This window comes from Pullulanibacillus camelliae, from assembly GCF_014642655.1.
In the GTDB taxonomy this organism is placed as follows: Bacteria; Bacillota; Bacilli; order Bacillales; family Sporolactobacillaceae; genus Pullulanibacillus; species Pullulanibacillus camelliae.
In genome coordinates, this window is record NZ_BMIR01000011.1 from 115,987 (window position 1) to 139,415 (window position 23,429).

Sequence of the window (23,429 nt, forward strand, 5' to 3'; positions counted from 1 at the left end):
TGATATAGACTTCTTTTTACGAATCAACTACAAATCATGGCAAATTGTTGACACTATCCACTGAATTAAAGAACCGAGAAGGCTTTTTCTACGGCTGCTAATGTTTCGTCGATATCTTTATCGGTATGAGCGGTGGTCAAGAACCACGCTTCATATTTTGAAGGTGCAAGATTAATCCCTTCATTCAGCATCGCTTTAAAGAAACGGCCAAACTTCTCGCCATCAGTGTTTTGGGCATCCTCATAATTCATGACGGGATGATCAGAAAAATAGAGAGTCATGGCGCCTTTTAAACGGTTGATGACAATAGAATGGTTGAAAGCTTTATTGATCTCGAGAATGCCCTTTTCTAAGCGTTCCCCAAGCCGATCAAGTTCATCATAAACGCCTGGAGTCTCCAATACTTCGAGGCAAGCGATACCAGCAGCCATAGAAGCAGGATTTCCAGCCATTGTTCCTGCTTGATAAGCTGGGCCAAGAGGGGCTACTTGCTCCATAATTGCCTGCTTACCACCGTAAGCTCCGATTGGAAGACCACCGCCAATAATTTTTCCCATCGCTGTCATGTCAGGCTCTACACCCAATAGATTCTGTGCACCACCATACATGAAGCGGAAGGCTGTAATGACTTCATCGTAGATCACTAGAGCGCCAGCATTATGGGCAATCGTATTAATGGCTTTTAGATAACCAGGTTCAGGCTCTACAATTCCAAAGTTACCAACAATCGGTTCAACAAGAACTGCAGCGATATCACTTCCCCAACGGTCCATAGCAGTTTGCAAGGCATCCGGATCATTAAAAGGGACAGTAATCACTTCTTCAGCAATATTTTTTGTCACACCCGCTGAATCGGGTGTTCCTAAAGTAGAGGGACCAGATCCTGCTGCCACAAGGACTAAATCAGAATGTCCATGGTAGCAACCGGCAAACTTTAAAATCTTCGTGCGCCCTGTATAAGCACGCGCCACACGAATGGTCGTCATCACTGCTTCGGTCCCAGAATTAACAAAACGCACTTTTTCTAGAGAAGGAATAGCTGCTTGTAGCTTTTGGGCAAATGTGATTTCTAGGGATGTAGGTGTGCCATATAATACCCCATTATCAGCGGCATTTTTTATCGCCTCAGAAATATGGGGATGTGCGTGACCTGTAATGATGGGACCGTAGGCAGCAAGATAATCTATGTAGCGATTGCCATCCACATCCCAGAAATAGGCTCCCTGCCCTTTTTTCATATAGACTGGTGCGCCTCCGCCAACGGCCTTGAATGAACGGGATGGGCTATTGACACCTCCAACGATCACCTTCTGTGATTCTTCATGAAGCTTTTCTGATTGAACAAACTTACTCAATGCTTGACACTCCTTTGTTAAAGAAAAGGCCGGCAGAGGCCGGCGACTTTTAGTATAAGGTCACTTAAGATGAGCGAAATGATTTTTGTACGCTCATAGAAATGATATGATGTGCATCTAAAATTTGCAAGAATTTAACCAATCTAGGAAGTGTCGGTTCGGCTTCAGCGCCAAAGGTTTGGATGAGCTGCTTTTGAATATCTGAAACACTTTGTGTGCCATCACAACAGGTTAATACAAATCTGCCCAGTTCATCGAGCTTGAGCCAATGGGCCTTAGGCTGATGAAACCAACGGATGGCCAGTCTTTCAATAGGCGTAATCCGCGGAATAATAAGATAGGCGATATCATCATGCTCACTGATACTATAGGGTGTTTTTAAGCAAGGATACAAAGTGAGCAGGTTGGCAGGTTTTTGTCTTTGAAAAATACGTTTCATGATTCAAGTCGATCCTCTCTTTTTGCTTTAAATGACGTGTGCCATAAGGTATAACAGACAAGTAAAAATAGAATGAGTGGCAATAGACCGTTAGATATTAAAGCATTGCCAGGAATCGGGATTTTTAAAAATATTAATAGGGCAATGACCACGCCAATAAGTGACTCTCCGGCGATAAGTCCTGATGCATAGAGAATCCCGCGATCGATTCTTGCGTTTTTTAGCTGGTGATCGGTTGAAGAGCGGTCGATTAACCAGCGAATGGCGCCTCCAATCATAATGGGAGCACTGGTATGGATCGGTAAATAGATGCCAACGGCTACGACCAGAGAGTTCAAACCAAGAAATTCAATCACAATTGCTGATGCTACACCGATGAATATGAGATCCCACGGCAGTTTTCCTTCCATCAGTCCTTGAACGAGGATCTTCATCAGCACCGCCTTCGGAGCAGGAAGGTCACGGGTACCCATGCCATAGGCATCATCCAGCATAATCAGAATCCAGCCAATGACGAGACCAGACACCAATACCCCAATCATCATGCCAACCTGTTGCTTCCATGGGGTACTGCCGACAAGAAAGCCAGTTTTTAAATCTTGAGAGATGTCACCTGAAACAGCTAAGGCGACACAGACGATGGCTGAAACACCTAAAGCGGCAAGCATTCCTGTAGTACCGATGAATCCAGAGACTTTGAAGGCAAGCGTTACGATAAGTAATGTGGCAATGGTCATCCCGGAGATAGGATCAGATGAGGTACCGACGACGCCAACAAGCCGAGAGGAGACGGTGACAAATAAAAAACCTAGAACTAGGATAGCGAATGCCCCTAATAAACCAACGTGAATGACAGGATTGATGGCAATGATGATGAGAAGGAGGAGGGAGCCACCGATAATCCATTTCATTGCAAGGTCTTTATCAATCCGTTCCACAGCGCCATCTGCTCTAAGCTTATTCTGGGAGACACTGACCATGGTATCTCTAAGAGAGGTGTAGAGAATGGGAAGGGTGCGAAGCAGGGAAATGATACCGCCTGCGGCAACTGCTCCCGCACCAATATAGCGAATATAATTATCCCAAATGCCCCAAGCGTCTAAGGTGGGGAGAGGATCAGTAGAAGGAAATATGGGATTGGGATTTCCTGATCCAAAGAAACCGATCATTGGAATCATAACGACCCAAGCTAAGAGCCCCCCTGCAATCATTTGTCCGGCAATACTCGGACCGATAATATAGCCTACTCCAAGCAAGGCAGGGAAAGTATCCATACCAACGATGGCATTTTTAAATCGGTAGATTCCTGTTTCAATTTCGGTTTTAAATAGCATGAGACCGTCACCTAGTGCCTTGAATAGACCACCGATTGCAAAGCCTTTGAGAACAGTTAGCGCACCTGTCCCACCCTCCTCACCCGTTTTTAACACCTCGGCACAAGCTGTTCCCTCTGGATAAGGAAGGGTGTCATGTTCTTTAACAATCAAGAGACGCCTTAATGGCACCATCATGAGCACACCGAGTAAGCCACCAACAATGACAATAAAAGCAATCATAGTGACATGAATATCCATCCCCCATAAAAAGAGTGCGGGGATAGTAAACACAGCTCCGCCAGCAGCGGCTTCACCCGCTGTTGTCATCGTCTGAACGATATTGTTTTCCAGAATGGAATTCCTTCTAAAAATGCCCCGCAAAACGCCCATTGAAATGACCGCAGATGGGATGGAGGCAGAAACCGTCATGCCAACAACAAGTCCTAAATAAGCATTGGCTGCCCCAAATACGATAGCCAGTATGATACCTAGAATGACCGCGAATAAGGTGATTTCTGGTAAAGACTTTGAGCTAGGGATATAGGGAACAAATATATCAGAGCGAGAGTCTTGATCCTTGCTCATGGGCAACACCCCTCTTTCAAATTGAATAATTGCCTACACTTCTAACTCTTATTAGATTGCGAAGTTATGAAAAAAACATGCATTTAATTTCAAAAGAATGGGAATTTCCATTAGGAGTTATTCAGTGGAAAGATAGAAGGGAATAAAGCAATTCTAATAGGTTGGACAAGCCATACCGACTTTTTTAAAAGGCTGTAGACCCTCATGCGAGACCAGCTAGATAACAAATCAGTGGTGTAAGTTTCCGAATCGGGGTGTGAGCGGAACAAATGACGGGGACCTTTTAACAATAGTCTCGACCAAAATAACAAATAAAATCTGAAGTTAACAAAAAGCCACCCTTTTAATAACAGTTGGGTGGCAGCTAAATTATGGTGCTTTTACAACGGTAATAAAATGCTGAAGAATCCGGGCAGTCATGCCCCAAACACTATGATTGCCATAGTGATAAAACAATTCATCAAGCTGTCTTGGTTTCCATTTATACTCTTTACCTAATGCAATCCGTTCGTAGGGAAAATCTTCAGGGGGTTGGGGTTCGAACAGGATACGATGGACATCGGGGGTTGCCTCGAGTAACCATGACATTGGTACCGTGAAGATTTCATCCACCTCATTTTTACTAATGTGAAAGTCATGTGTATTTATAATTCCAACATAAGGATAGATAATGATTCTAGAAGAGGGGACGTAGCGATCCAGGGGACCGAGCACTTGGATAGATGTCATGGGAATTCCCAGTTCTTCAGAGGTCTCCCGAATGGCTGTCTGCTGAAGGTCGTTATCCGAGTCTTCTTGTTTTCCTCCTGGGAAACAGATGTCGCCAGGCTGGCTTTTTAATCTTCTTGAACGGACTTCAAATAAGAGCTCCCACTCATCATTTTTCTTGATTAATGGAATTAAGACGGCCGCTTTTACCGCTTGGTCTTCGCCGATAATGCCGGTTCCGGTTTGCAAGCTGAGCCGTTTTTGAAGTTGAGAAAGGTTAAACATTGCTATCAAGCCCTTTGATTTGCAGTTTATATTATTATTTTACACTAACCTGGGACTTTCATAAAACTGAATTCTTGAGAACCGATCTGATTTTTGAGAAAATAAAGGGGAAAAGGAGGTTTTTTCATGAGAGCAATGCTACATAATGGCAATCCGGGATATGAAGGCTTGTCCTATGGAGAGATCAATGAGCCTACTGTAAAAGCTGGAGAAGTTAAAGTACAGCTCAAGACAGCGGGATTAAATCATAGAGATTTATTTGTATTAACGCGTCATACTGACCGAGTACCGCTTATCATCGGTTCAGATGGCGCAGGAATTGTTACAGAGATTGGGGAAGGTGTCACCACGATTCAGGTCGGTCAAGAAGTTGTGGTCATTCCGAGCCTTGGCTGGCAGAAAAAGAGCAGTGCACCACCAAAAGGCTTTGAAATTCTTGGATTACCTGACAACGGCACCTTCGCTGAGACGATTACACTGCCAGTAGAGAATGTCGCACCAAAGCCAGAACATCTCAATTGGGAGCAAGCGGGTGTGTTAGGACTCGGAGCTGTTACAGGCTATCGTGCACTTTTTACAAGAGGGCATTTACAAGCTGGACAGACTGTTTTTATTCCAGGTATCGGCAGTGGTGTAGCGACCTTTATGGTTCAAATGGCAAAAGCTGTCGGAGCTAGGGTTATTGTCTCCTCCCGAAGTGCAGAAAAGCGAGAAAAGGCCTTGCAGCTTGGCGCTGATTTGGCGATTGACAGTGAAGGCGATTGGGAAGAATATCTCAAGGGAGAAACCATTGATCTTGCGATTGATAGTGTTGGCGCAGCTACCTTTCAAAAGTCAATCAATGTCCTGAAGCTGGGAGGAACAATTGTCACATTTGGTGCATCTGCTGGAGATACCTTCCCGCTCAATTTACGAGAATTTTTCTACGGACAATATAATTTACTAGGGACAACTATGGGAAGCATTGAAGAATTTCATGAGATGCTCGCAGATATGCAGCGATCAAAATGGGCCCCGGTTGTCGACAGTGTCTTTCCCTTAAAGGAAACACTCCAAGCGATGCATAAGCTTGAAGAAGGGAAACAATTTGGAAAGATTGCTTTAAAAATTTCTTGATAAACATGGAGGGAACAGCATGGTAGAAGTAGGACAAGCAGCACCAAAATTTTCATTGCCATCAACAACAGGAGAGACTATTTCTCTCGCTGATTACAAAGGAAAAAATGTTGTGCTTTATTTTTATCCTAAGGATATGACGCCAGGATGCACGACAGAAGCCTGCGATTTTCGTGATAACCATGCGAAGTTTGCAGACTTTAATACCGTTGTCTTGGGCATTAGTCCTGATCCTGTGGATCGCCATCAAAAATTTACAGAGAAACATGATCTCCCTTTTCCTTTATTGGCAGATACAGAGCATGAAGTTGCAGAGCAATATGGCGCTTGGCAATTAAAAAAGAATTTTGGAAAAGAATATATGGGCATACAACGGTCAACATTTGTGATTGATAAGGAAGGGAAGATTGCGAGAATATGGCCAAAGGTTAAAGTCGATGGCCATGTGCAAGAGGTTTATAATTTTATTAAAGAAACGTTAGCCTAGTAAATACAGAAAAGACAGAAGCGCAGTCAAAATACGGAGACTTCAGCGGGAAGTGGGAGATGGATAAGCCCTCGCGGAGAGTGAAGTATTTTGGCGGAGCGCTCCATGATGCACCAAAAAGCCGAACGCATGCCTTCAAAAATATGCATGCGTTCGAGTCTTTATGTGCTAAATATTTTTGTCCCGGCCCTATTTTTAAGGTTGAGTGAAGCAGTGCTGATGAGAGTGGAATGAGGTGGATATAAGTGAAGGTAGTTTCAACAGCGAATTTACAGAAGGGGCTTCAAGAACACTTGCTATCAACGTTTTCAGAGATTGACTTTTTATTTTACGCCAATATCGAAGCGGCAGATGAGGCGTTGTTTAGCGCTGACATCTTAATTACATATGGTGAGGACCTTACTGAAGCACACATTGAACAGGCTGAGCAGCTTAAGTGGATTATGGTAATCTCAGCAGGGCTTGAGAAGATGCCACTTGCTTTAATAAAGAAAAAGGGAATAATGGTTACAAACGCGAGGGGTATCCATAAAATTCCAATGGCGGAATATACCATAGGGGCCATGCTACAATTTGTTAAAAATATGCGTCAGTGGTCAGAAAATCAATCCCATCATCAATGGAATAAAGCGATCCCCACGGGAGAGCTTGCTGGAAAGACGGTCACCATTATTGGTCCTGGAGCCATCGGTCAAGAAATTGCTAGGCTGGGAGCAGCTTTTCGTATGAAATCCCTTGGTGTGAGCCGAAGTGGACAGCCATTGGAACATTTTGACCAAATTTATAGCATAGATGAGATTGAACAGGCGTTGCCTGATGCTGACTTTGTTGTAGCGATTCTACCTCAAACCGAGCAGACAGAGGGTTTGATTAAAGAACGGCATTTTGCATTGATGTCAGAGCAGGCCATCTTTATAAACATTGGACGTGGGAAGACTGTTGTTCAGGATGATTTACTTAAGGCCTTGCAATCCGGCATGATCAGAGGAGCCGTGCTGGACGTTTTTGAAGAAGAACCGCTAGATCAATCGCATCCCTTTTGGGAGATGGATAATGTGATAGTGACACCGCATGTTTCATCAGCGACATCTGAATATCAGCCGCGATCGATCACAATATTTGAGCATAACTTGAAGGTCTATCTCTCTGGGGAGAATAATTTTATAAATGCTATTGACTTAGATCGGGGGTACTAAAGTGGCAAGGATTTATACACGTTCGGGTGACAAAGGCACCACGTCACTCATTTATGGCAAAAGAGTAAGTAAAAATGATGGAAGAGTAGAAGCTTATGGGACATGTGATGAAGCGAATTCAATGATCGGCTTGGCTTTAAGCTCCCTTCATTCGCAGTCCTTCAAAGGTAAGGAAGCATTTATGCAGACATTTCATCAAGTGCAAACCATGCTCTTTCATGTGGGCTCAGAATTAGCGACACCTGAGGGGGAGCCTGTACACTGGTCTGTTCATGAAGAGCATGTAAAGCAGTTAGAGGCAACGATTGATGCATGGCAGAGCCAATTAGCACCATTAAAACAATTTATTTTACCGGGAGGCGGACAAGCCGGAGCGGCTTTACATGTTGCCCGAACAATTGTAAGAAGAGCGGAAAGATGTGCCGTTGCCATTGCCGAAGAAATCAATCCCATGGCATTAGCCTATCTCAATCGACTTTCTGACTTTTTGTTCGTATCTAGCCGCTACATTAATCATATACTAAATGACCAAGAGCATGTTCTTCACGAATAAGAATCATTTTCAATAATCCTTTAGCAGGGCTTTTAATTGACAGGATTAGGGTCGGGGCATTAAAATGAAAATATAGATTATAAAGATTATCATTTAATAATCATTGCCTTCAAGAAAGTGAGGTGCATGGCGATGCCGGAAGGACGTATAAAAGAAGCAATCAATACTTTGAAGAAGTCTGGAGTTAGAATAACGCCACAACGTCATGCCATTTTAGAGTATTTAATTGTTACGATGTCTCATCCAACTGCAGATGATATTTATAAAGCTTTGGAATCAAAATTCCCTAATATGAGTGTTGCAACCGTTTATAATAATTTACGGGTCTTCAAAAAGGCAGGACTTGTCAACGAATTAACGTATGGTGATTCATCAAGTCGTTTTGATTTTTCCACTTCAGATCATTATCATGTGATCTGTGAGGAATGTGGAAAAATTGTTGACTTTTCATACCCTGGCTTAGACGAAGTTGAGAATCTCGCTGAGCATGTTACCGGGTTTTCGGTCAATAAGCACCGAATGGAAATTTATGGTACATGTGCCGAGTGTCGCGAGAAATCCTTAAAGCACTAATAATGCTGGATCTAGAGGCCTTATCTTAAGTAAAAACTTTTGAGTGCCTCTTTTTTGTGCTTTGAGATAACATAAATTGTTGCCACGAGCGAAGAAGGGGAAAGGTTTAAGAAAGGCGTAGATTTCCACTAGCAGAGTTTTGACGCTTTCTTTAATGTGTACTCAAAATGAGGCATGTCAGGAGCAATAGCGTAGGAATAAGTATAGGCTAAATTTTTCTTGCGTTTTGATTTTAGAAGACCACGGTGATGTAAGTCAAACCGTGTTTTTTTTTGTAATAATTGAGAAAGCATAAAATTTTGGGTGCTAATGGAGTGGATCGTAGTGGACGAAGTTTCCTAATCACGGCTTGAACGCAACATAAGGCAGAGACAAAGTAACAAAAAGCATGACAATTTTAACATAAGCCAGCGAAGCCAGCGACAAATTAACGAATAAAACCCGAAGTTTCCGAAAAGAGCACAAATCCGAGGGCCAAGTTTCCGAATCCAGGCATGAGCGTAACAAATGCAGAGACAAGAAAACAAAGCCAATGTTATTTTAACAAAAAGCTTGCTCAAAAATGGCTAAAGCAGACTGTCAATCCGGGCAACGATGCCCTTCTTCATATCCAAAATTTTTTATTAAAGCTTAATTTGGGCTTGTAAAAGAGGTAATAACCGTGTTTATACAAGCCCGTTTCCGACTGAGAGCTTTGAGGTGGCAACCGAACAGCAGAAGTGCTTTATCCATTGTAGCCGGCATTCTGGCTTTGCGGGAACGGCTCGGTTTTTCCTATAACGGATAAAAAGTCTATGGCCTGGTGCTGTGTTAGGCTGCTCGTTTTAGTCCAACCTCATATTATTCATTTTTCATCAATAATATTGTCATAGAAGTGCTTTGAATTGAAGAAAAAACGATCCAATGCCTCTTTTACCTTATCAGGCTGTCTCGATTTCAAAGCGATTAACATTTTGGAGCGTGAATGAATGCTATCCTCAATCGCCCCTGGAACATGAAGGAGCTTCAGGCTGCTTTCTCTTCTTAAATGAATAATGGTTTGCATTAATTTATAGTAGATCTGATTCCCACAGATTTCACCTGCATACAGATCAAATTGCTCTAATAAATGCAGAAAGGTTTCAGGAGATGTTTGTTCATCTGCTGATACGATGTCTTGGAGCTTAGTTTCCAATTGCTTTAAGTGATCATCGGAGGCAAACTTACACGCTTCTATAAAAATTTCTGATTCAATTAATTTCCGGGCAGCATAGATTTCATCAAGGTTGTGAATCTCATTATGAAATAATAGGGTAATGGTATCGCTTGGTATAATGGCTTCCTTCTTATTGACAAAGCTTCCTTCTCCTGCTTTGATCGTGATTAATCCAATCAAAGAGAGGGCGCGTAAAGCCTCACGCACTCGGGCGCGGGTGACACCGAATTGTTCAGCTAAATCCCTTTCGGTTGGTAATTTATCTCCAGGTTTTATTTTCCCCGTCGTTATAAGCTGAGCGATTTGCTCCATGATTCTTTCTGTGACAGTAACCTTTTTAATTGGCTTGATTTCAAACATTGGATATCCCCCCATAATTTAAATATACAGAAAAGTGTTGCGTACATCAAGGTGCTGTGGTACCCTGGTAGTACCAAGGGAAGAGAGATTAAACAAATGAATGCAAACGTTTACTAGGGAGTGGGTTGAATGACAATACGATTAAAGGGGATTACATGGAACCACACCCGTGGGTATGTCCCTGTCGTTGCCACAGCACAAAGATTTATGGAAACGCATCCAAATGTTGAAATAACATGGGAGAAGCGCTCACTACAACAATTCGCAGATGAGCCCATACATAAACTGGCGGAAAGATATGACCTCCTAATTATTGACCATCCATGGGCGGGGTTTGCTTATTCTAAAAATATTCTTGTCAACCTTACTAATTATTTATCTGAAAGCTATTTAGCTGATCAGGCAATACATTCTGTTGGCAAATCGCATGAGAGTTATTGCTTTAATGGCTGTCAGACAGCTCTTGCTGTAGATGCGGCAGCACCGATTGCGAGTTACCGTCCGGATTTATTTGAGAAGGAAGGGCGAAGTCTTCCACAGACATGGGAGGATGTGTTGACGCTCGCCAAAGAAAATAAAGTTGCTTTTGCGGGGATTCCCATCAATAGCTTGATGGACTTTTATATGCTGTGTGTGACTCAAGGGGAAGAACCTTGCCTCCATGATGACTATGTTGTCAGTGAGGAAATGGGCCTTCAAGTGTTAGAACAATTAAGAGAGCTGGTGAGTTATTGTCGAAAAGACATCTTAGATTGGGACCCAATTAGTGTATATGAAGCGATGTCAACCCAAAATGACATTTATTATTGTCCTTTTGCTTACGGCTATTCAAACTATTCAAGGGCTGGATATGCCAACTACCTGATAAAAGCTACAGATATGGTCAGCATAGGCAGCTTTGGCAAGCTACGAAGTACGATAGGAGGAACAGGGATCGCCATCTCTAATCAATGTAAACAGCTAAAGACCGCTGTCGATTATGTTCAATATACGGCAAGCCCAGAGGTGCAAAAAACACTCCTTTTTGAAAGTGGCGGACAGCCGGGACATCGGGCTGCTTGGGAGGATGAGACTGTGAATGAACGCTCACTTCACTTTTTTAAGGATACTCTAGAGGCATTGGATCGCTCCTACCTGCGTCCACGTTATCCGAACTATTTTCATTTTCAGGACCATGCCGGAGATTATATTCGTGATTATAACCGTTTTGGAGGGAATCCACGCCAGGTGCTTGCGAAGCTGAATCAACTCTATAGAGAATCTAAGCAAGGTGAGTGCCGATGAAATTACTAGAAGGGTTAACGGTTTTAGATTTTAGTCAATTTTTAGCGGGACCTTCAGCTGCCTTGCGCCTTGCTGATCTTGGAGCAAGAGTCATAAAAATAGAAAGACCAAAAACAGGGGATGCCAGCCGTCAGCTCAAGCTAAAGAATCTTGCGGTTGATGGGGATAGTCTGTTATTTCATACCATTAATCGCAATAAGGAAAGCTATGCTGTTGATTTAAGAGATCCAGATGACCTAGCAAAGGTAAAAAGGCTTATACCCCATGTCGATGTTATCATTGAAAATTTTCGTCCAGGTAAAATGAAGCAGTTCGGCTTGGATTATACCTCTGTAAAAAAGCTCAATCCAAGGATCGTCTATGGAACCGTGACAGGTTATGGCACAGAGGGACCGTGGCAGGATAAGCCTGGGCAGGATTTGTTGATTCAATCCCTTACTGGGTTAGCTTGGTTGAATGGGGAAGCTGATCAGCCACCTACGCCCTTCCCCTTATCGATCGCCGACATGTTCGCAGGGATGCATCTCGTCCAAGGGATCCTCGCCTGCCTCATCCAGCGAGGAAGTGCCAGCCATGGCGGTCTGGTAGAGGTGAGCCTAACCGAAGCTTTACTAGACTTCCAGTTTGAGGTTTTGACGACGCACCTTAATGATGGCGGGAAACAGCCGGAGCGTAGCGCTGTAAATAATGCTCATGCCTATTTGGGGGCTCCCTATGGTATCTATGAAACAAAAAATGGCTACATCGCCCTTGCTATGGGATCGGTGGTTGAATTAGGGGGCCTGCTAGAGTGTCCAGCTTTACTTAATTATAGAGACGAAGCCCTGTGGTTTAGTAAGCGAGATGAAATCAAACGGCTATTAGTTCAGCATTTGAGGCAAAAAACGACGGAAGCTTGGTTAGAGGTCCTTGAAAAAGGCGGCTATTGGTGTGCGGATGTCCTTTCATGGGGACGGCTGGTCAATCATGAGGGCTTCAAAGCATTAGACATGGTTCAGACCGTATCACGTTCGCAAGCGCAATCCATCCAAACGACCCGCTGTCCGATTCGGGTGAATGGGCAAAAGCTGTTCGCACCAAAAGGAGCACCACGGGTTGGAGAGGATAATCAGGCGATTGAGCAAGCCTTTCACTTATAAATAAATCGTTAAGGGAGGTCCATTCTTTGAGGGGAGAGAAGCCACTAGAAGGCATGATTGTACTGGATTTTAGTCAATTTCTATCTGGACCGTCGGCTGCTCTTAGATTGGCTGATCTAGGTGCAAGAGTCATTAAGATCGAGCGTGAGGGAACAGGAGATATTTGTCGGCAATTATATATCTCTGATTTGGAAATTGACGGAGATAGCAGTCTTTTTCATGCGATTAATCGGAATAAGGAAAGCCTCGCCGTAGATCTGAAAGACCCTGATGATCATCAGACTATCGTCAAGCTCATTCAAAAAGCGGATGTCTTAATCGAGAATTTTCGTCCAGGTGTTATGAAACGATTGGGATTAAGCTATGAGGAAGTAAAGGCCATTAATCCTTCTATCGTCTATGGAGAGATTACAGGCTATGGCAACGAAGGACCTTGGAGAGATCGACCAGGACAGGATTTACTTGTTCAGGCTCTGTCAGGACTATGTTACTTAAATGGCAATGCTGATCAGCCGCCACTTCCCTTGGGTCTTTCCATCGTTGATATGGCAGCAGGGGCTCAATTGGTGCAAGGGCTGCTGGCAGGGCTTTTTCACCGTTCTATGAGACAGCAGGGCTGTCGGGTTCAAGTTAGTCTTTTAGAAGCAATAATGGACCTGCAATTTGAAGTTTTCACCACCTTTTTAAATGATGGTCATGAGCCGCCACAGAGAAGTCAGGTCAATAACGCCAATGCTTATCTCGGGGCTCCATACGGTATTTATGAAACAGCGGATGGTTACATTGCTTTGGCCATGGGATCAGTGACTGAATTAGGGAAGCTTCTTGCGTGTCCAGCCTTAGAGACTTATACAGATCCGGCCACATGGTTTGATTCCAGAGATGAGATCAAAGGGCTTTTAGTGGATCACTTAAAAACACAAAAAACTGAGTATTGGCTCAATAGTTTAGAGGACGCTGATTATTGGTGTGCAGAAGTATTCACTTGGCAAAAGCTGCTTCAGCATGAAGGGTTTAAAGTGTTAAAGATGATTCAAAAGGTTCAGCGTGAAAATGGAATCGAGCTATGGACAACGCGTTGTCCAATCCGAATCAATGGAGAACTGCTTACAGCATCTAAAGGAGCCCCGCGAATAGGTGAAGATACATCGCGCATTTTAACGCACATTCGATAAGGGAGGGAGCACACGTGAAGATTGATGCCCATCAACATTTTTGGAATTTGGAGAAAGTGGCTTATCCGTGGTTAACAGCTGATTACGGCTCGATTTTTAGGACGATTGAAGCGCCTGAGCTTGAGCACCACTTAAAAAAGGCAGGAATTGATCAAACGGTACTCGTTCAAGCTATGGATTCTTATGAGGATACCGACTACATGCTGGAAACCGCTGCACACTTCGATTGGATTGGCGCTGTTGTCGGGTGGGTTCCGTTAGACCAGCCAGATGAAGCCGCGCGACGCTTGGAAGTATATAGGAATCACAGTGTTTTTAAAGGGGTTCGGCATTTGATTCATGAGGAGTCTGATCCTGACTGGGTGATTCGCGATGAGGTCATCGAAGGATTGCGGGTTTTAGCGGGCTATGATCTTTCCTTCGATGTTGTCGCCGTCTTTCCCCATCATTTAAAGCATGTTCCTTACTTGTGTGAACAGGTTCCAAATTTGCGAATGGTCATTGATCATCTTGCCAAGCCACCCATCAAGGAGCAGGGGTGGGAACCGTGGGCAAGCCAGCTCGAGGCAGCTGCCAGATATCCGCAAGTCTATGCAAAAGTATCTGGGTTGAATACTGCTGCAGCCGATACTGCGGAATGGTCAGCTCGGGATTTGCAGCCTTATATAGACTGGGCTATAGAAACATTTGGAGCCGGGCGCTTGATGTTTGGAAGTGACTGGCCGATTGCTAATTTAGCAGGGGATTATGAACAGGTATGGAGAGAGACCAATAAAGCTTTACAAGATTATTCCGCCGAAGAGATTACCGCAATATTAGGCCGTACAGCCCAAGCCTTCTATCGAATGGATGAGTGATGACAAAATACTAGGAAATGAAAGGAGCGCGTTATGAAGCGAATCGGCAGTGTTATTCAAGTTAAACCAGACCAATTGGCAGAGTATAAAGCGTTGCATACAGCGGTATGGCCAGACGTTCAGGACATGATTAGGACTTGTCATATTCGAAACTACTCTATCTATCATAAGGACGGCTTTCTTTTCAGTTATTTTGAATATGTCGGTGACAATTATGAAGCCGATATGGAGAGGATGGCAGCCGATCCGGCTACACAGAAATGGTGGGACATCTGTATGCCTTTACAGCAACCTTTAGAGTCGCGAGCAGAGAAGGAATGGTGGGCAGAAATGGAAGAGGTGTTCCATCAAGATTAAGCAAAGATTGGGGGAGATAAATGTGACAAAGCCATTTTATTATGAGGATTACACAATAGGTGCAAAAAGAACTACATTAGGGCGCACGATTACAGAAACAGATATCGTGCTTCATGCTGGACAGACTGGAGACTTCTACCCTCATCATATGGATCAGGAATGGTGCAAAACCCAACCTTTTAAACAACGGATGGCCCATGGCACATTGATTTTTAGTGTGGGTGTTGGCATGACGGCTGGAGACATTAATCCGGAAGCGATGTCCTATGGCTATGATAAGCTGCGGTTCATTCACCCTGTGTTTATCGGGGATACCCTCCATGTGAATGTGACAATTCAAGAAAAGCGAGCCCATCCTAAAAGACCGCAGCAAGGCATTGTTGTGGAACATGTGGAAATGGTGAACCAAGAGGAACAAGTGGTGCTGGCCTGTGATCACCTTCTATTGGTCAACAAAACTCCGGTTTCAGAGGAAAAGTAGCAGCTATCGCCCATTCTTGGGTGATGATTCAACTAAAAAACAAATCATTAAAGTTGTGAGGTGTTTGTCATGCTATTAGATCTGGCCTATCATCCAGAGCTTCCAAAGGATAAGAGTAAGGGCATTGCCATAGTAGGAGCAGGAGAAATTGTCAGAGCAAGCCATTTGCCTGCTTACCGCCTTGCAGAATTTCATGTTGTAGGCATATATGATGTTGATCAACCAAAAGCGCGATCTGTTGCGGAGGCCTTTGATCTTCCAAATGTCTTTGAGTCTCTTGAAGAATTGTTAGCGTGTAACGACATTGACATTGTTGATATTGCCATCCCTGCTCAATATCAGCCAGATGTGGTGAAGAAGGCAGTGGCTAAGGGCAAACATGTATTGTGTCAAAAACCGCTCGCCGCATCCTTTAAAGAAGCAACAGACATTGTTGAAGCTTGTCAACGTGCAGGTGTCAAAGGCGCGGTTAATCAACAAATGCGTTGGAGCCCTGGGATTCGTGCCAGTCACGAGATTATCAAAAAAGGCTGGCTGGGCGAACTGACACAGGCGACGATTCAAGTCAATGTGAAAACCGACTTTGCTCAATGGCCGTGGATTGCTGTACAAGATCAAATTGAGGTCATGTATCATAGCATTCATTACATGGATGCCATCCGATTTTTATATGGGACACCTGAATATATTTATGCGGACGGTGCCAAATATCCTGGTCAGGCGGTTAAGGGTGAGACCCGAACGATGATTCATATGAAGTTTCCAGGTGAGGTCAAACGTGGTCTTATTCACGATAATCATAACAATTGGGCCGATGAAGACGATTGGTTTGCGACGTTTCGCTTTGAAGGGACAGACGGGATTATCAAGGGGACCAATGGTGCTTTATATAATTACCCCGTTGGTACATCAGATACCCTTTCATTCCTATCAAAAAAGCTTGATGAATCCTGCTGGATAAAGCCGGTGCTTGAGGGGAAATGGTTTCCTCATGCCTTTATGGGACCGATGGCTGAATTAATGCGGGCGATAGACAATGATGAGGAACCAGAGAACAGCGTAAGCGATAATTTATTAACCCTTAAAATGCTGTTTGCGGCCTATCGGTCAATGGCAGAAAATCGCCCTGTTTATCTCGATGATATTCAATAATAGAGGAGGCTAACATATGAAGCTGGTAAATGTTGTGGTTGATGGTCAAGAACAATGTGGGATCAAGATTGAAGAAGGGATTTGTCCTATTGAAAAGCTTATCGATCCTCCGAGTGATGAAAACTGGACGATTGAAAGGTTGATAGCGCATCCTGTGGTTTTAGAGCAACTCAACGCTGCGCTTGAAAAAAATGCAGAGAAGCTAAAGGACGCTGTCATTTCTGAGCAAATAGTGACGTATTTGCCAGTTGTAAAATCACCAGGGAAGCTGATTTGCATCGGAAAAAATTATGCAGAACATGCCAAAGAAACGCATGATGATATCCCAGAGTCACCGATCGTTTTCAGTAAATTTTCTGATTCTGTGGCGGCGCACTTAGATGAGGTGCCTTTACCCACGCGTTCTAATCAGATGGATTTTGAAGCAGAATTGGCGATTGTCATTGGCAAGCGTGGTGAGGATATCCCCGAAGACGAAGCACTAGATTATGTGTTTGGATATTGTAATGCCAATGATTTTTCAGCGCGGGATTTGCAATTTAAATCCGATCAATGGCTTCTTGGGAAGACGGGAAAGAAGATGGCGCCGCTAGGCCCCTATCTTGTTACAGCTGATAGTATTGCTGATCCGCAGCAGCTAGATATTAAACTATTTGTCAACGGGGAACAGCGGCAAGCCTCTAACACGCAGCATATGATTTTTAGCTGTAAGTACTTAATTCATTATTTATCACAACACTTTGTTTTACAGCCGGGCGATGTGATTTTAACAGGGACACCTGAGGGCGTCATTTTAGGAGAACCTGCCGAACAGCGTCAATGGCTCAAAGCAGGTGACGAGGTAAAGGTGGAGATCGAGCAGCTCGGGACTTTGATTAATACTATGAAGTGATAAATAAAGGAAGGGTGATCTTTTTATGCGACTCAAAGATAAGGTGTGCCTCATCACAGGCGGAGCGAAGGGCATTGGTGCGGCAACAGCAGAGCTATTTTGCCGGGAAGGTGCACGCGTAGAAATTGCAGATATTGATCAAGCCTCCTCGCGTGAGCACGTTGAACGTCTAAAGGGAGAAAAAGGACAAATCGTTGCTTCAGAAGTGGATGTTACGAATGCAGATTCGATTGCGGCTTGGAAGAAGGATGTGCTCGCGCGTCATGGAAGAATAGATGTGCTATTTAATAATGCAGGTATTAGTGCAGTCGGGTTGTTGCACGAAATTGATGAGGCGATATGGCACAAGGTGATGGCTGTCAATGTGACAGGGCCATATCTGGTTTCTAAAGCTGTGCTTCCGGTCATGGTGGAGCAAAAGTCTGGCGTTATCATCAATATGTCCTCGTGCATTGCAGAAATCGGGCTCGCGCAACGGGCGGTGTACGCTGCCACAAAGGGCGCGATGCTATCGATGACGAAATCAATGCAAGTCGATTATGCGCCTTATAACATTCGGGTCAATGCGCTGATGCCTGGGACGATCTATACCCCGTTTGTAGAGGACTATTTACAGAATGCTTATGCTGATCCGCAAGTAGCCATAGAAGGCTTGAAAAAAAGGCAATTAGGCCCAGAATTAGGTACGCCTGAGGATGTTGCCTATGCAGCGCTCTATCTGGCTTCTGATGAGAGTCGGTATGTCATGGGGGCAGAGCTAAAAGTAGATGGTGGGGTAACGGGCGGTAAGCCTTATTAATAAAGACTTGGATCTGGAGCGACATCTATAGAGAGTAATCGACTCGAGCTCAGTCTACTAAATCCATACAAAAAATCTCCTTCTAATCACACTCTGTGTCATCGCTCTTAGATAATTAGGAGGAAAAATGATGTTTGCTAAGGCTAGGCTTCCGGTAATCATTATGCTTTTTCTAGCGGGTGTTGTTAATTACTTAGATCGCTCTGCAATATCAGTAGGGGCGCCGTTTATACAGCATGATTTAACACTCACAGCAACACAAATGGGCCTCATATTCAGTAGCTTTTCAGTTGGCTACACACTCTTTACCTTTTTCGGTGGGGTGGCTGCTGACAAGTTTGGCGCGAAATTAACCCTGTTTGTGGCGATGATTGTATGGTCAGTTTTTAGTGGTGCCATTGTTTTGGCGGTTGGCTTCATGAGTTTGATTGTAATTCGTATCCTTTTTGGTATCGGTGAAGGCCCACTCTCAGTGACTATAAATAAAATGGTCAATAATTGGTTTCCGCCGGAGCAAAGTGCGTCGGTAGTTGGCTTGACGAATAGTGGAACTCCCTTGGGTGGAGCGATATCAGGCCCTATCGTCGGATTTATTGCTATCGCTTATAGCTGGAGACTTTCCTTTGTCCTGATCATGATCATTGGCTTAATCTGGGCGCTGTGCTGGTGGTTGTTTATTAAAGATAAACCCGCAGAACCACCTAAGAAAACAGTAAATGTCGCTGTCCAATCCCGCCCTATTCGAAAGATGCCCTTTACGTTTTATTTAAAACAAAAAACCGTTTTATTCACTGCCTTTGCTTATTTTGCTTATACGTATATCTTGTTTTTCTTCTTGACTTGGTTTCCCAGCTTTTTAGTGGATGCACGTGGGGTGAGCGTTAAGGATATGAGTGTGATCACGATTATCCCCTGGGTGGTCGGATTTATCGGATTAGCCGGAGGCGGTTTTCTATCCGATTATATTTTGAAAAGATTTTTAAATAAGGGTGTGCTTTTTTCTAGGAAAGTCATTCTGTTTACATGCCTGTTTCTATCGGCAGTCTGTATTGGTTTAGCTGGGCTGATCACCACAACCATTGGGGCTGTAACGCTCGTAGCGTTATCTGTTTTCTTTTTATATTTAACAGGCTCGATATATTGGGCGATTATTCAAGATGTTGTTGATCAGAATAACGTCGGCTCTGTGGGCGGCTTCATGCACTTTTTAGCTAACTTAGCAGGGATTATCGGTCCATCCTTAACAGGATTTTTAGTGGATAAAACGGGTTCCTATACCTCTGTTTTTTTATTGGCAGGCGGATTAGCTATTTGTGCATCATTTGCCGTCATTCGCTTTGTCCGTCCGATTGTATTTCCAACCTCTAAAGCAGAGAGTGAAACAGTGTAAATAAAACCATTGAAAAAGTGATACTTTGTGGTTTTTCAAGCATGATGCTGTTGAGTGTTACTCCGGGTATTCGCACTTGCCTTTCACGGGGGAGTGCATGTCTCTTTAAGTGCTGCGTCTTGAGGGATCTTGCTGTTCTTCTTTTCTCAAAGAACTTATAGACATCCGTAGTGTTTAGAAACACTCAAGACCAAATCTCGTTCGGGAGCTAATCACTTGATTGGATGGTTTATCTTTTAGTAGCTGAGGGTCTTTTATTGGGATGATTTTGAAACCGTTATCAATAAAGCGAGGAGATGAGGTGTAATGGAACAGGCAAAAACACCTAAGATTGTCTACATTTTTGCGATATTTGGAGGGCTGGCGGGTCTTCTATATGGTTACGATTCAGGGTCCATTTCCTTGGCCCTGCCTTTTATAACAAAGGATTTTGGTTTGAACCCCACATGGCAAGGTGTCATTACAAGCGTGATTTTATTAGGCGCTTTACCCTCCATTGTGGTTACGACATTTATTGCGAAACGAACGGGAAGACGCCGACTACTTATTGTGGCGGGAATTATCTTTGTTCTAGGCTCCATCGGCTGTGGGGTAGCAACTGGTCATATCATGCTGGCAGTATCAAGGTTGATACTGGGGCTTGCTGTTGGCATCGCCAATATGTACGCCTTGATTTATTTGGTGGAACTTGCGCCACCCCATATACGCGGATGGATCGCGGCTTTATATCAATTTTGTGTGAACATTGGGATATTAGGGTCCTATATGGTCGGTGCGTCGTTGGCCTCTTCCGAAAATTGGCGCTTAATGCTAGGGATTGGAGCTTTACCGGCCTTTGTCTTTTTAATTGGCATCATCCTCAGCCCAGCGAGTCCACGGTGGCTATTGTCGGTTGGTCAAGAGGAGAAGGCCAGACAAATTCTAAGGCGAATTCGCGCCACCCCAGAGCAGGTTGCTGCTGAAGTAAATGATATAAAGGAAAGTTTAGAACAACAAGAAAGTGGCTTTAAAGAATTACTTGGCACCTTTCGTCCGGCCTTAACGATTGTTTTCATTTTAACGATTTTTCAAGTGTTCACGGGAATTAATGCGGTGGTCTATTATGCGCCGATCATTTTCGATGGTCTTGCTTCTCATAGTAGTAATAGTGCAATCATCGCCGATTTCAGTGTTGGGATTGCTCTTGTTGTCTCTACAGGTGCTTCGCTCTTTTTGGTTGATAAGTGGGGACGGAGAGTACTGTTTTTAATCAGCTTAGCGGGTCAGATTCTCCCGATGGCTTGTTTGGCATTATTTCCTCACCTTCTTGGCTTGGATATTGTATGTGTATTTGTATATGTCTTTGCGTTTGGTGTTGGGCTCGGTCCGGTATTTTGGCTGTACGTTCCGGAGATTTTCCCACTTCGCGCCCGCGCTTTAGGAATGGGGATTATTACCTTTTCCCAGTATTCAATGAACTTTATCTTCTCATTAACCTTTCCTGATCTGCTGAATGCAATGGGGAACAATGTCTTTTGGATTTATTCCATTTTGTCAGCGATCGCCTGCATTTATATTTTCTATAAGGTTCCCGAGACAAAAGGCAAAAGCCTTGAAGAAATCGAGAGTTTCTGGATAAAGGGAAGGGCTGCTTTAAAAAATAAATCTGATCATTCGCGCGTTTTGTAGAAAAGGGACAATGAAGCACTGAACAGATGCTAGTACAAAAGTATTTAACTCTTAGAGAAGTCGAACGCATAAAATTTGTGAATGCGCTCGGCTTTTTGAATGAGTGATGAAGCGGACCCATAAAACACTTCGCTTCCACGGGCAGGCCTCCGCCGCACAGGATGCGCTAGCTTTGGCGTTGTCCTGTGGATGTGACGCATCTTAGCCAAACCTTTTTAACTGCAACTATTTATGACTAAAAATTCCCTGTTCCTGCGTTTACTCGTATCGCTTCCTCGTCAGCTTCATCGGAACAAATCGAAGTTTATTCGTGAAGTAACGCTGGTTTCGTTCCCGCAAAAGTCTCCGTATTTTGACTGCGCTTCGAGTTTCCCTGCCACTTTTATAATCCTATCGTTCGGAGGGGGAGTTGTTTTGTCTCACCCTCTTTTGTGCTATATGATCCGAGGAATGACAAATAGTAGAGCGGAGTTTTCAAATCACGTTTGAAAGCACCAAAAAAAGGGGCAAGTGAACAAAGGTCTTCCTAAAAAACGAAAGCCAAGATCGTTTAAAAAACGCACTCTTAAAATAACGAAAGACCACGGCCACGAGCAGTTACTCTATTTAACCCAAAAGCAACAGGCTTTTGCCTGGTTTTAAACGTTATGGTGGGGGAGGAAAACACATCTATTGTTTAAGTTATACCTTAATGCACTGCTCATCCTATAAGAAAAATTTGGTTTGCTGTTTCCGAAACAGCTCTAATAGGTGGACAATTGACTATCCACAGAGACTTGAATTGACTCATGATAGGAAAAAGCTCCCTAACAGTGATAAGTTAAGGAGCGGCAATGGAATATTTAACTTTTTAACTTAACTTAACCTAATTTAACTTATGTAAAAGCTAATGGGGTTAATGAGAGTGATCTTTAGATTCTTGAGACTTATAAGAGGAACGGCGGTTATATTTCTTATCAAATGCCTTTCCTTCCAAGGTAGGGTCGACCGTTAACGGTTCATTGCAATGCATGCATAGGTCTACGCGTCCCAGTACCTTGGTTGGCTTGGAGCAGTTCGGACATACTACAGGAACAACTTTTGTTGACAATAGACCTACCCATAAATAAACGCCTGAACTTAGCAGCACTGCTATAAAGCCGATACACATAAACAGTGTCATTAGGATAGGGTGAGCTCTAAATAATAAAGCCACATACATAATTGCAATGCCTGCGAACACTAGTAAAAGGGCAAAGTTTCTAAATTGATTGACCTTACTCGATTTTTTAAAGAACATCGCGTTAACCTCCTAAGGCAAGTATACCACACCGAGGCTCAGTTTTGAGATAACGCTTCCACATTTTATTTTTTTACACAATGTACAAGGGACAATGAATTTATTTCAGAATGCACACGGTAAGGGGATAGGAGAAAACCCGGAGTTTTTGGATGGATTTCAGCGAGTAGAGAGGTCATACGCTGTCAGCTTACAAGACTAGAGTGATAAATTGGTTAGGCACTGATTTTTTTCGGCCGGGAATAAACTTATTGCTTATTAATGTAAAAAGAAGGGAGAATACAACCCCTGAACTCTCGTCCAAAATATCAGAAGGACAATGCTAAATATTGAGTAGTGGGAGGTTATTTAATAAAATTAAAAATAGCTGTTGACGGATATATTAAGACATGGTAAATTATTAGACGTCGCTGCAAAGCGTGAAACATGGTAAAAAACTTATTGACATGATTTTTTATTCATGGTAAATTAATAAAGTCGCTTCAAACGAAATGAAGAAAACAAGTTAAAAAAACTTGTTGACATAATTTCTTTCAAGTGATATCATATAAAAGTTGTCGCTTTGAAAGGACAACTAAGATTGTTCCTTAAAAACTGAACAAAAGCCAAGCGCAAAAAGGGAAACCTTTTAAATGACGCCAAGATTTAACTTTTGACCATAAGGTTGATGAGTGATCATCAACACACCACTATAGATGGAGAAAGACGTAAGTCTTTCATCCGTTATTTCACGGAGAGTTTGATCCTGGCTCAGGACGAACGCTGGCGGCGTGCCTAATACATGCAAG

22 protein-coding genes and 1 rRNA gene are annotated in these 23,429 nt (G+C 43.4%); 17 read left to right on the forward strand and 6 right to left on the reverse strand.

Features of this window, described 5'->3' with window-relative positions; genetic code table 11:
* Positions 1 to 65: 65 nt before the first annotated feature.
* The 4 genes from IEW82_RS12400 to IEW82_RS12415 all read right to left on the reverse strand — a co-directional run bounded on the left by IEW82_RS12400 (position 66) and on the right by IEW82_RS12415 (position 4,688).
* Positions 66 to 1,355 (reverse strand): glutamate-1-semialdehyde 2,1-aminomutase, encoded by a 1,290-nt coding sequence (locus IEW82_RS12400; RefSeq protein WP_188694555.1) that lies wholly within the window; start codon positions 1,353 to 1,355, stop codon positions 66 to 68.
* A 64-nt stretch (positions 1,356 to 1,419) separates the two neighbouring features.
* Positions 1,420 to 1,794 carry a PqqD family protein gene (locus IEW82_RS12405; protein WP_188694558.1) on the reverse strand — a complete coding sequence of 125 codons (375 nt, stop codon included), beginning with the start codon at positions 1,792 to 1,794 and terminating at the stop codon, positions 1,420 to 1,422.
* Entirely contained in the window at positions 1,791 to 3,695 is a 1,905-nt protein-coding gene (locus tag IEW82_RS12410) for an OPT family oligopeptide transporter (RefSeq protein WP_188694561.1), read from the reverse strand. Before IEW82_RS12410 ends, IEW82_RS12405 begins: the two co-directional genes overlap by 4 nt.
* Before the next feature lie 369 nt (positions 3,696 to 4,064).
* Entirely contained in the window at positions 4,065 to 4,688 is a 624-nt protein-coding gene (locus IEW82_RS12415; protein WP_188694564.1) for an NUDIX hydrolase, read from the reverse strand.
* A gap of 126 nt (positions 4,689 to 4,814) precedes the next feature.
* Here IEW82_RS12415 and IEW82_RS12420 point away from each other — a divergent pair, with 126 nt between their 5' ends.
* The 5 genes from IEW82_RS12420 (at position 4,815) to perR (ending at position 8,613) form a co-directional block, all read left to right on the forward strand.
* The gene (locus tag IEW82_RS12420; protein ID WP_188694565.1) at positions 4,815 to 5,804 is read left to right on the forward strand and encodes a zinc-binding dehydrogenase; all 990 of its coding nucleotides are present in this window, start codon (positions 4,815 to 4,817) and stop codon (positions 5,802 to 5,804) included.
* A 19-nt stretch (positions 5,805 to 5,823) separates the two neighbouring features.
* Positions 5,824 to 6,291, forward strand: a complete 468-nt coding sequence (gene bcp / locus IEW82_RS12425) for a thioredoxin-dependent thiol peroxidase (protein WP_188694566.1) — start codon at positions 5,824 to 5,826, stop codon at positions 6,289 to 6,291.
* 245 nt (positions 6,292 to 6,536) lie between these two features.
* A complete protein-coding gene (locus tag IEW82_RS12430; RefSeq protein WP_188694567.1) occupies positions 6,537 to 7,487 on the forward strand; it encodes a D-2-hydroxyacid dehydrogenase in 951 nt (316 codons plus the stop codon).
* Between the two features lies 1 nt (position 7,488).
* Complete coding sequence (locus tag IEW82_RS12435) at positions 7,489 to 8,040, forward strand: cob(I)yrinic acid a,c-diamide adenosyltransferase (RefSeq protein WP_188694568.1); 552 nt, start codon at positions 7,489 to 7,491, stop codon at positions 8,038 to 8,040.
* A 132-nt stretch (positions 8,041 to 8,172) separates the two neighbouring features.
* Positions 8,173 to 8,613 (forward strand): peroxide-responsive transcriptional repressor PerR, encoded by a 441-nt coding sequence (perR, locus tag IEW82_RS12440; protein ID WP_188694569.1) that lies wholly within the window; start codon positions 8,173 to 8,175, stop codon positions 8,611 to 8,613.
* Positions 8,614 to 9,457: 844 nt separating this feature from the next.
* On the opposite strand, the gene IEW82_RS12445 is transcribed toward perR, so the two are convergent.
* The gene (locus IEW82_RS12445; protein ID WP_188694571.1) at positions 9,458 to 10,168 is read right to left on the reverse strand and encodes a FadR/GntR family transcriptional regulator; all 711 of its coding nucleotides are present in this window, start codon (positions 10,166 to 10,168) and stop codon (positions 9,458 to 9,460) included.
* Between the two features lie 129 nt (positions 10,169 to 10,297).
* Here IEW82_RS12445 and IEW82_RS12450 point away from each other — a divergent pair, with 129 nt between their 5' ends.
* The 11 genes from IEW82_RS12450 to IEW82_RS12500 all read left to right on the forward strand — a co-directional run bounded on the left by IEW82_RS12450 (position 10,298) and on the right by IEW82_RS12500 (position 21,362).
* Positions 10,298 to 11,452, forward strand: a complete 1,155-nt coding sequence (locus tag IEW82_RS12450) for an extracellular solute-binding protein (RefSeq protein ID WP_188694573.1) — start codon at positions 10,298 to 10,300, stop codon at positions 11,450 to 11,452.
* Positions 11,449 to 12,591: a CaiB/BaiF CoA transferase family protein gene (locus IEW82_RS12455; RefSeq protein ID WP_188694575.1), complete on the forward strand. Its 1,143-nt coding sequence runs from the start codon at positions 11,449 to 11,451 to the stop codon at positions 12,589 to 12,591. The genes IEW82_RS12450 and IEW82_RS12455 overlap by 4 nt, the downstream gene beginning before the upstream one ends.
* A 26-nt stretch (positions 12,592 to 12,617) precedes the next feature.
* Positions 12,618 to 13,766, forward strand: coding sequence for a CaiB/BaiF CoA transferase family protein (locus IEW82_RS12460; protein WP_229672589.1), 1,149 nt, complete (start codon positions 12,618 to 12,620; stop codon positions 13,764 to 13,766).
* A 14-nt stretch (positions 13,767 to 13,780) separates the two neighbouring features.
* Entirely contained in the window at positions 13,781 to 14,623 is an 843-nt protein-coding gene (locus tag IEW82_RS12465; RefSeq protein WP_188694577.1) for an amidohydrolase family protein, read from the forward strand.
* A gap of 33 nt (positions 14,624 to 14,656) precedes the next feature.
* On the forward strand, positions 14,657 to 14,980 hold the full coding sequence (locus IEW82_RS12470) for an L-rhamnose mutarotase (protein WP_188694578.1): 324 nt from the start codon (positions 14,657 to 14,659) through the stop codon (positions 14,978 to 14,980).
* 22 nt (positions 14,981 to 15,002) lie between these two features.
* Positions 15,003 to 15,461, forward strand: coding sequence for a MaoC family dehydratase (locus IEW82_RS12475; protein ID WP_188694580.1), 459 nt, complete (start codon positions 15,003 to 15,005; stop codon positions 15,459 to 15,461).
* Between the two features lie 69 nt (positions 15,462 to 15,530).
* Positions 15,531 to 16,613, forward strand: coding sequence for a Gfo/Idh/MocA family protein (locus IEW82_RS12480; RefSeq protein ID WP_188694581.1), 1,083 nt, complete (start codon positions 15,531 to 15,533; stop codon positions 16,611 to 16,613).
* Between the two features lie 16 nt (positions 16,614 to 16,629).
* Complete coding sequence (locus IEW82_RS12485) at positions 16,630 to 17,505, forward strand: fumarylacetoacetate hydrolase family protein (protein WP_188694584.1); 876 nt, start codon at positions 16,630 to 16,632, stop codon at positions 17,503 to 17,505.
* A gap of 25 nt (positions 17,506 to 17,530) precedes the next feature.
* Positions 17,531 to 18,304 (forward strand): SDR family NAD(P)-dependent oxidoreductase, encoded by a 774-nt coding sequence (locus IEW82_RS12490; RefSeq protein WP_188694587.1) that lies wholly within the window; start codon positions 17,531 to 17,533, stop codon positions 18,302 to 18,304.
* Between the two features lie 130 nt (positions 18,305 to 18,434).
* Entirely contained in the window at positions 18,435 to 19,694 is a 1,260-nt protein-coding gene (locus IEW82_RS12495) for an MFS transporter (protein ID WP_188694635.1), read from the forward strand.
* Positions 19,695 to 20,000: 306 nt separating this feature from the next.
* Positions 20,001 to 21,362, forward strand: coding sequence for a sugar porter family MFS transporter (locus IEW82_RS12500; RefSeq protein ID WP_188694590.1), 1,362 nt, complete (start codon positions 20,001 to 20,003; stop codon positions 21,360 to 21,362).
* An 895-nt stretch (positions 21,363 to 22,257) separates the two neighbouring features.
* Here the strand turns inward: IEW82_RS12500 and IEW82_RS12505 are convergent.
* Positions 22,258 to 22,641 (reverse strand): YgzB family protein, encoded by a 384-nt coding sequence (locus IEW82_RS12505; protein WP_188694593.1) that lies wholly within the window; start codon positions 22,639 to 22,641, stop codon positions 22,258 to 22,260.
* A gap of 727 nt (positions 22,642 to 23,368) precedes the next feature.
* On the opposite strand from IEW82_RS12505, the gene IEW82_RS12510 reads away from it, so the two are divergent.
* Positions 23,369 to 23,429: ribosomal RNA gene (locus IEW82_RS12510) — 16S ribosomal RNA — on the forward strand; the annotation flags it as partial.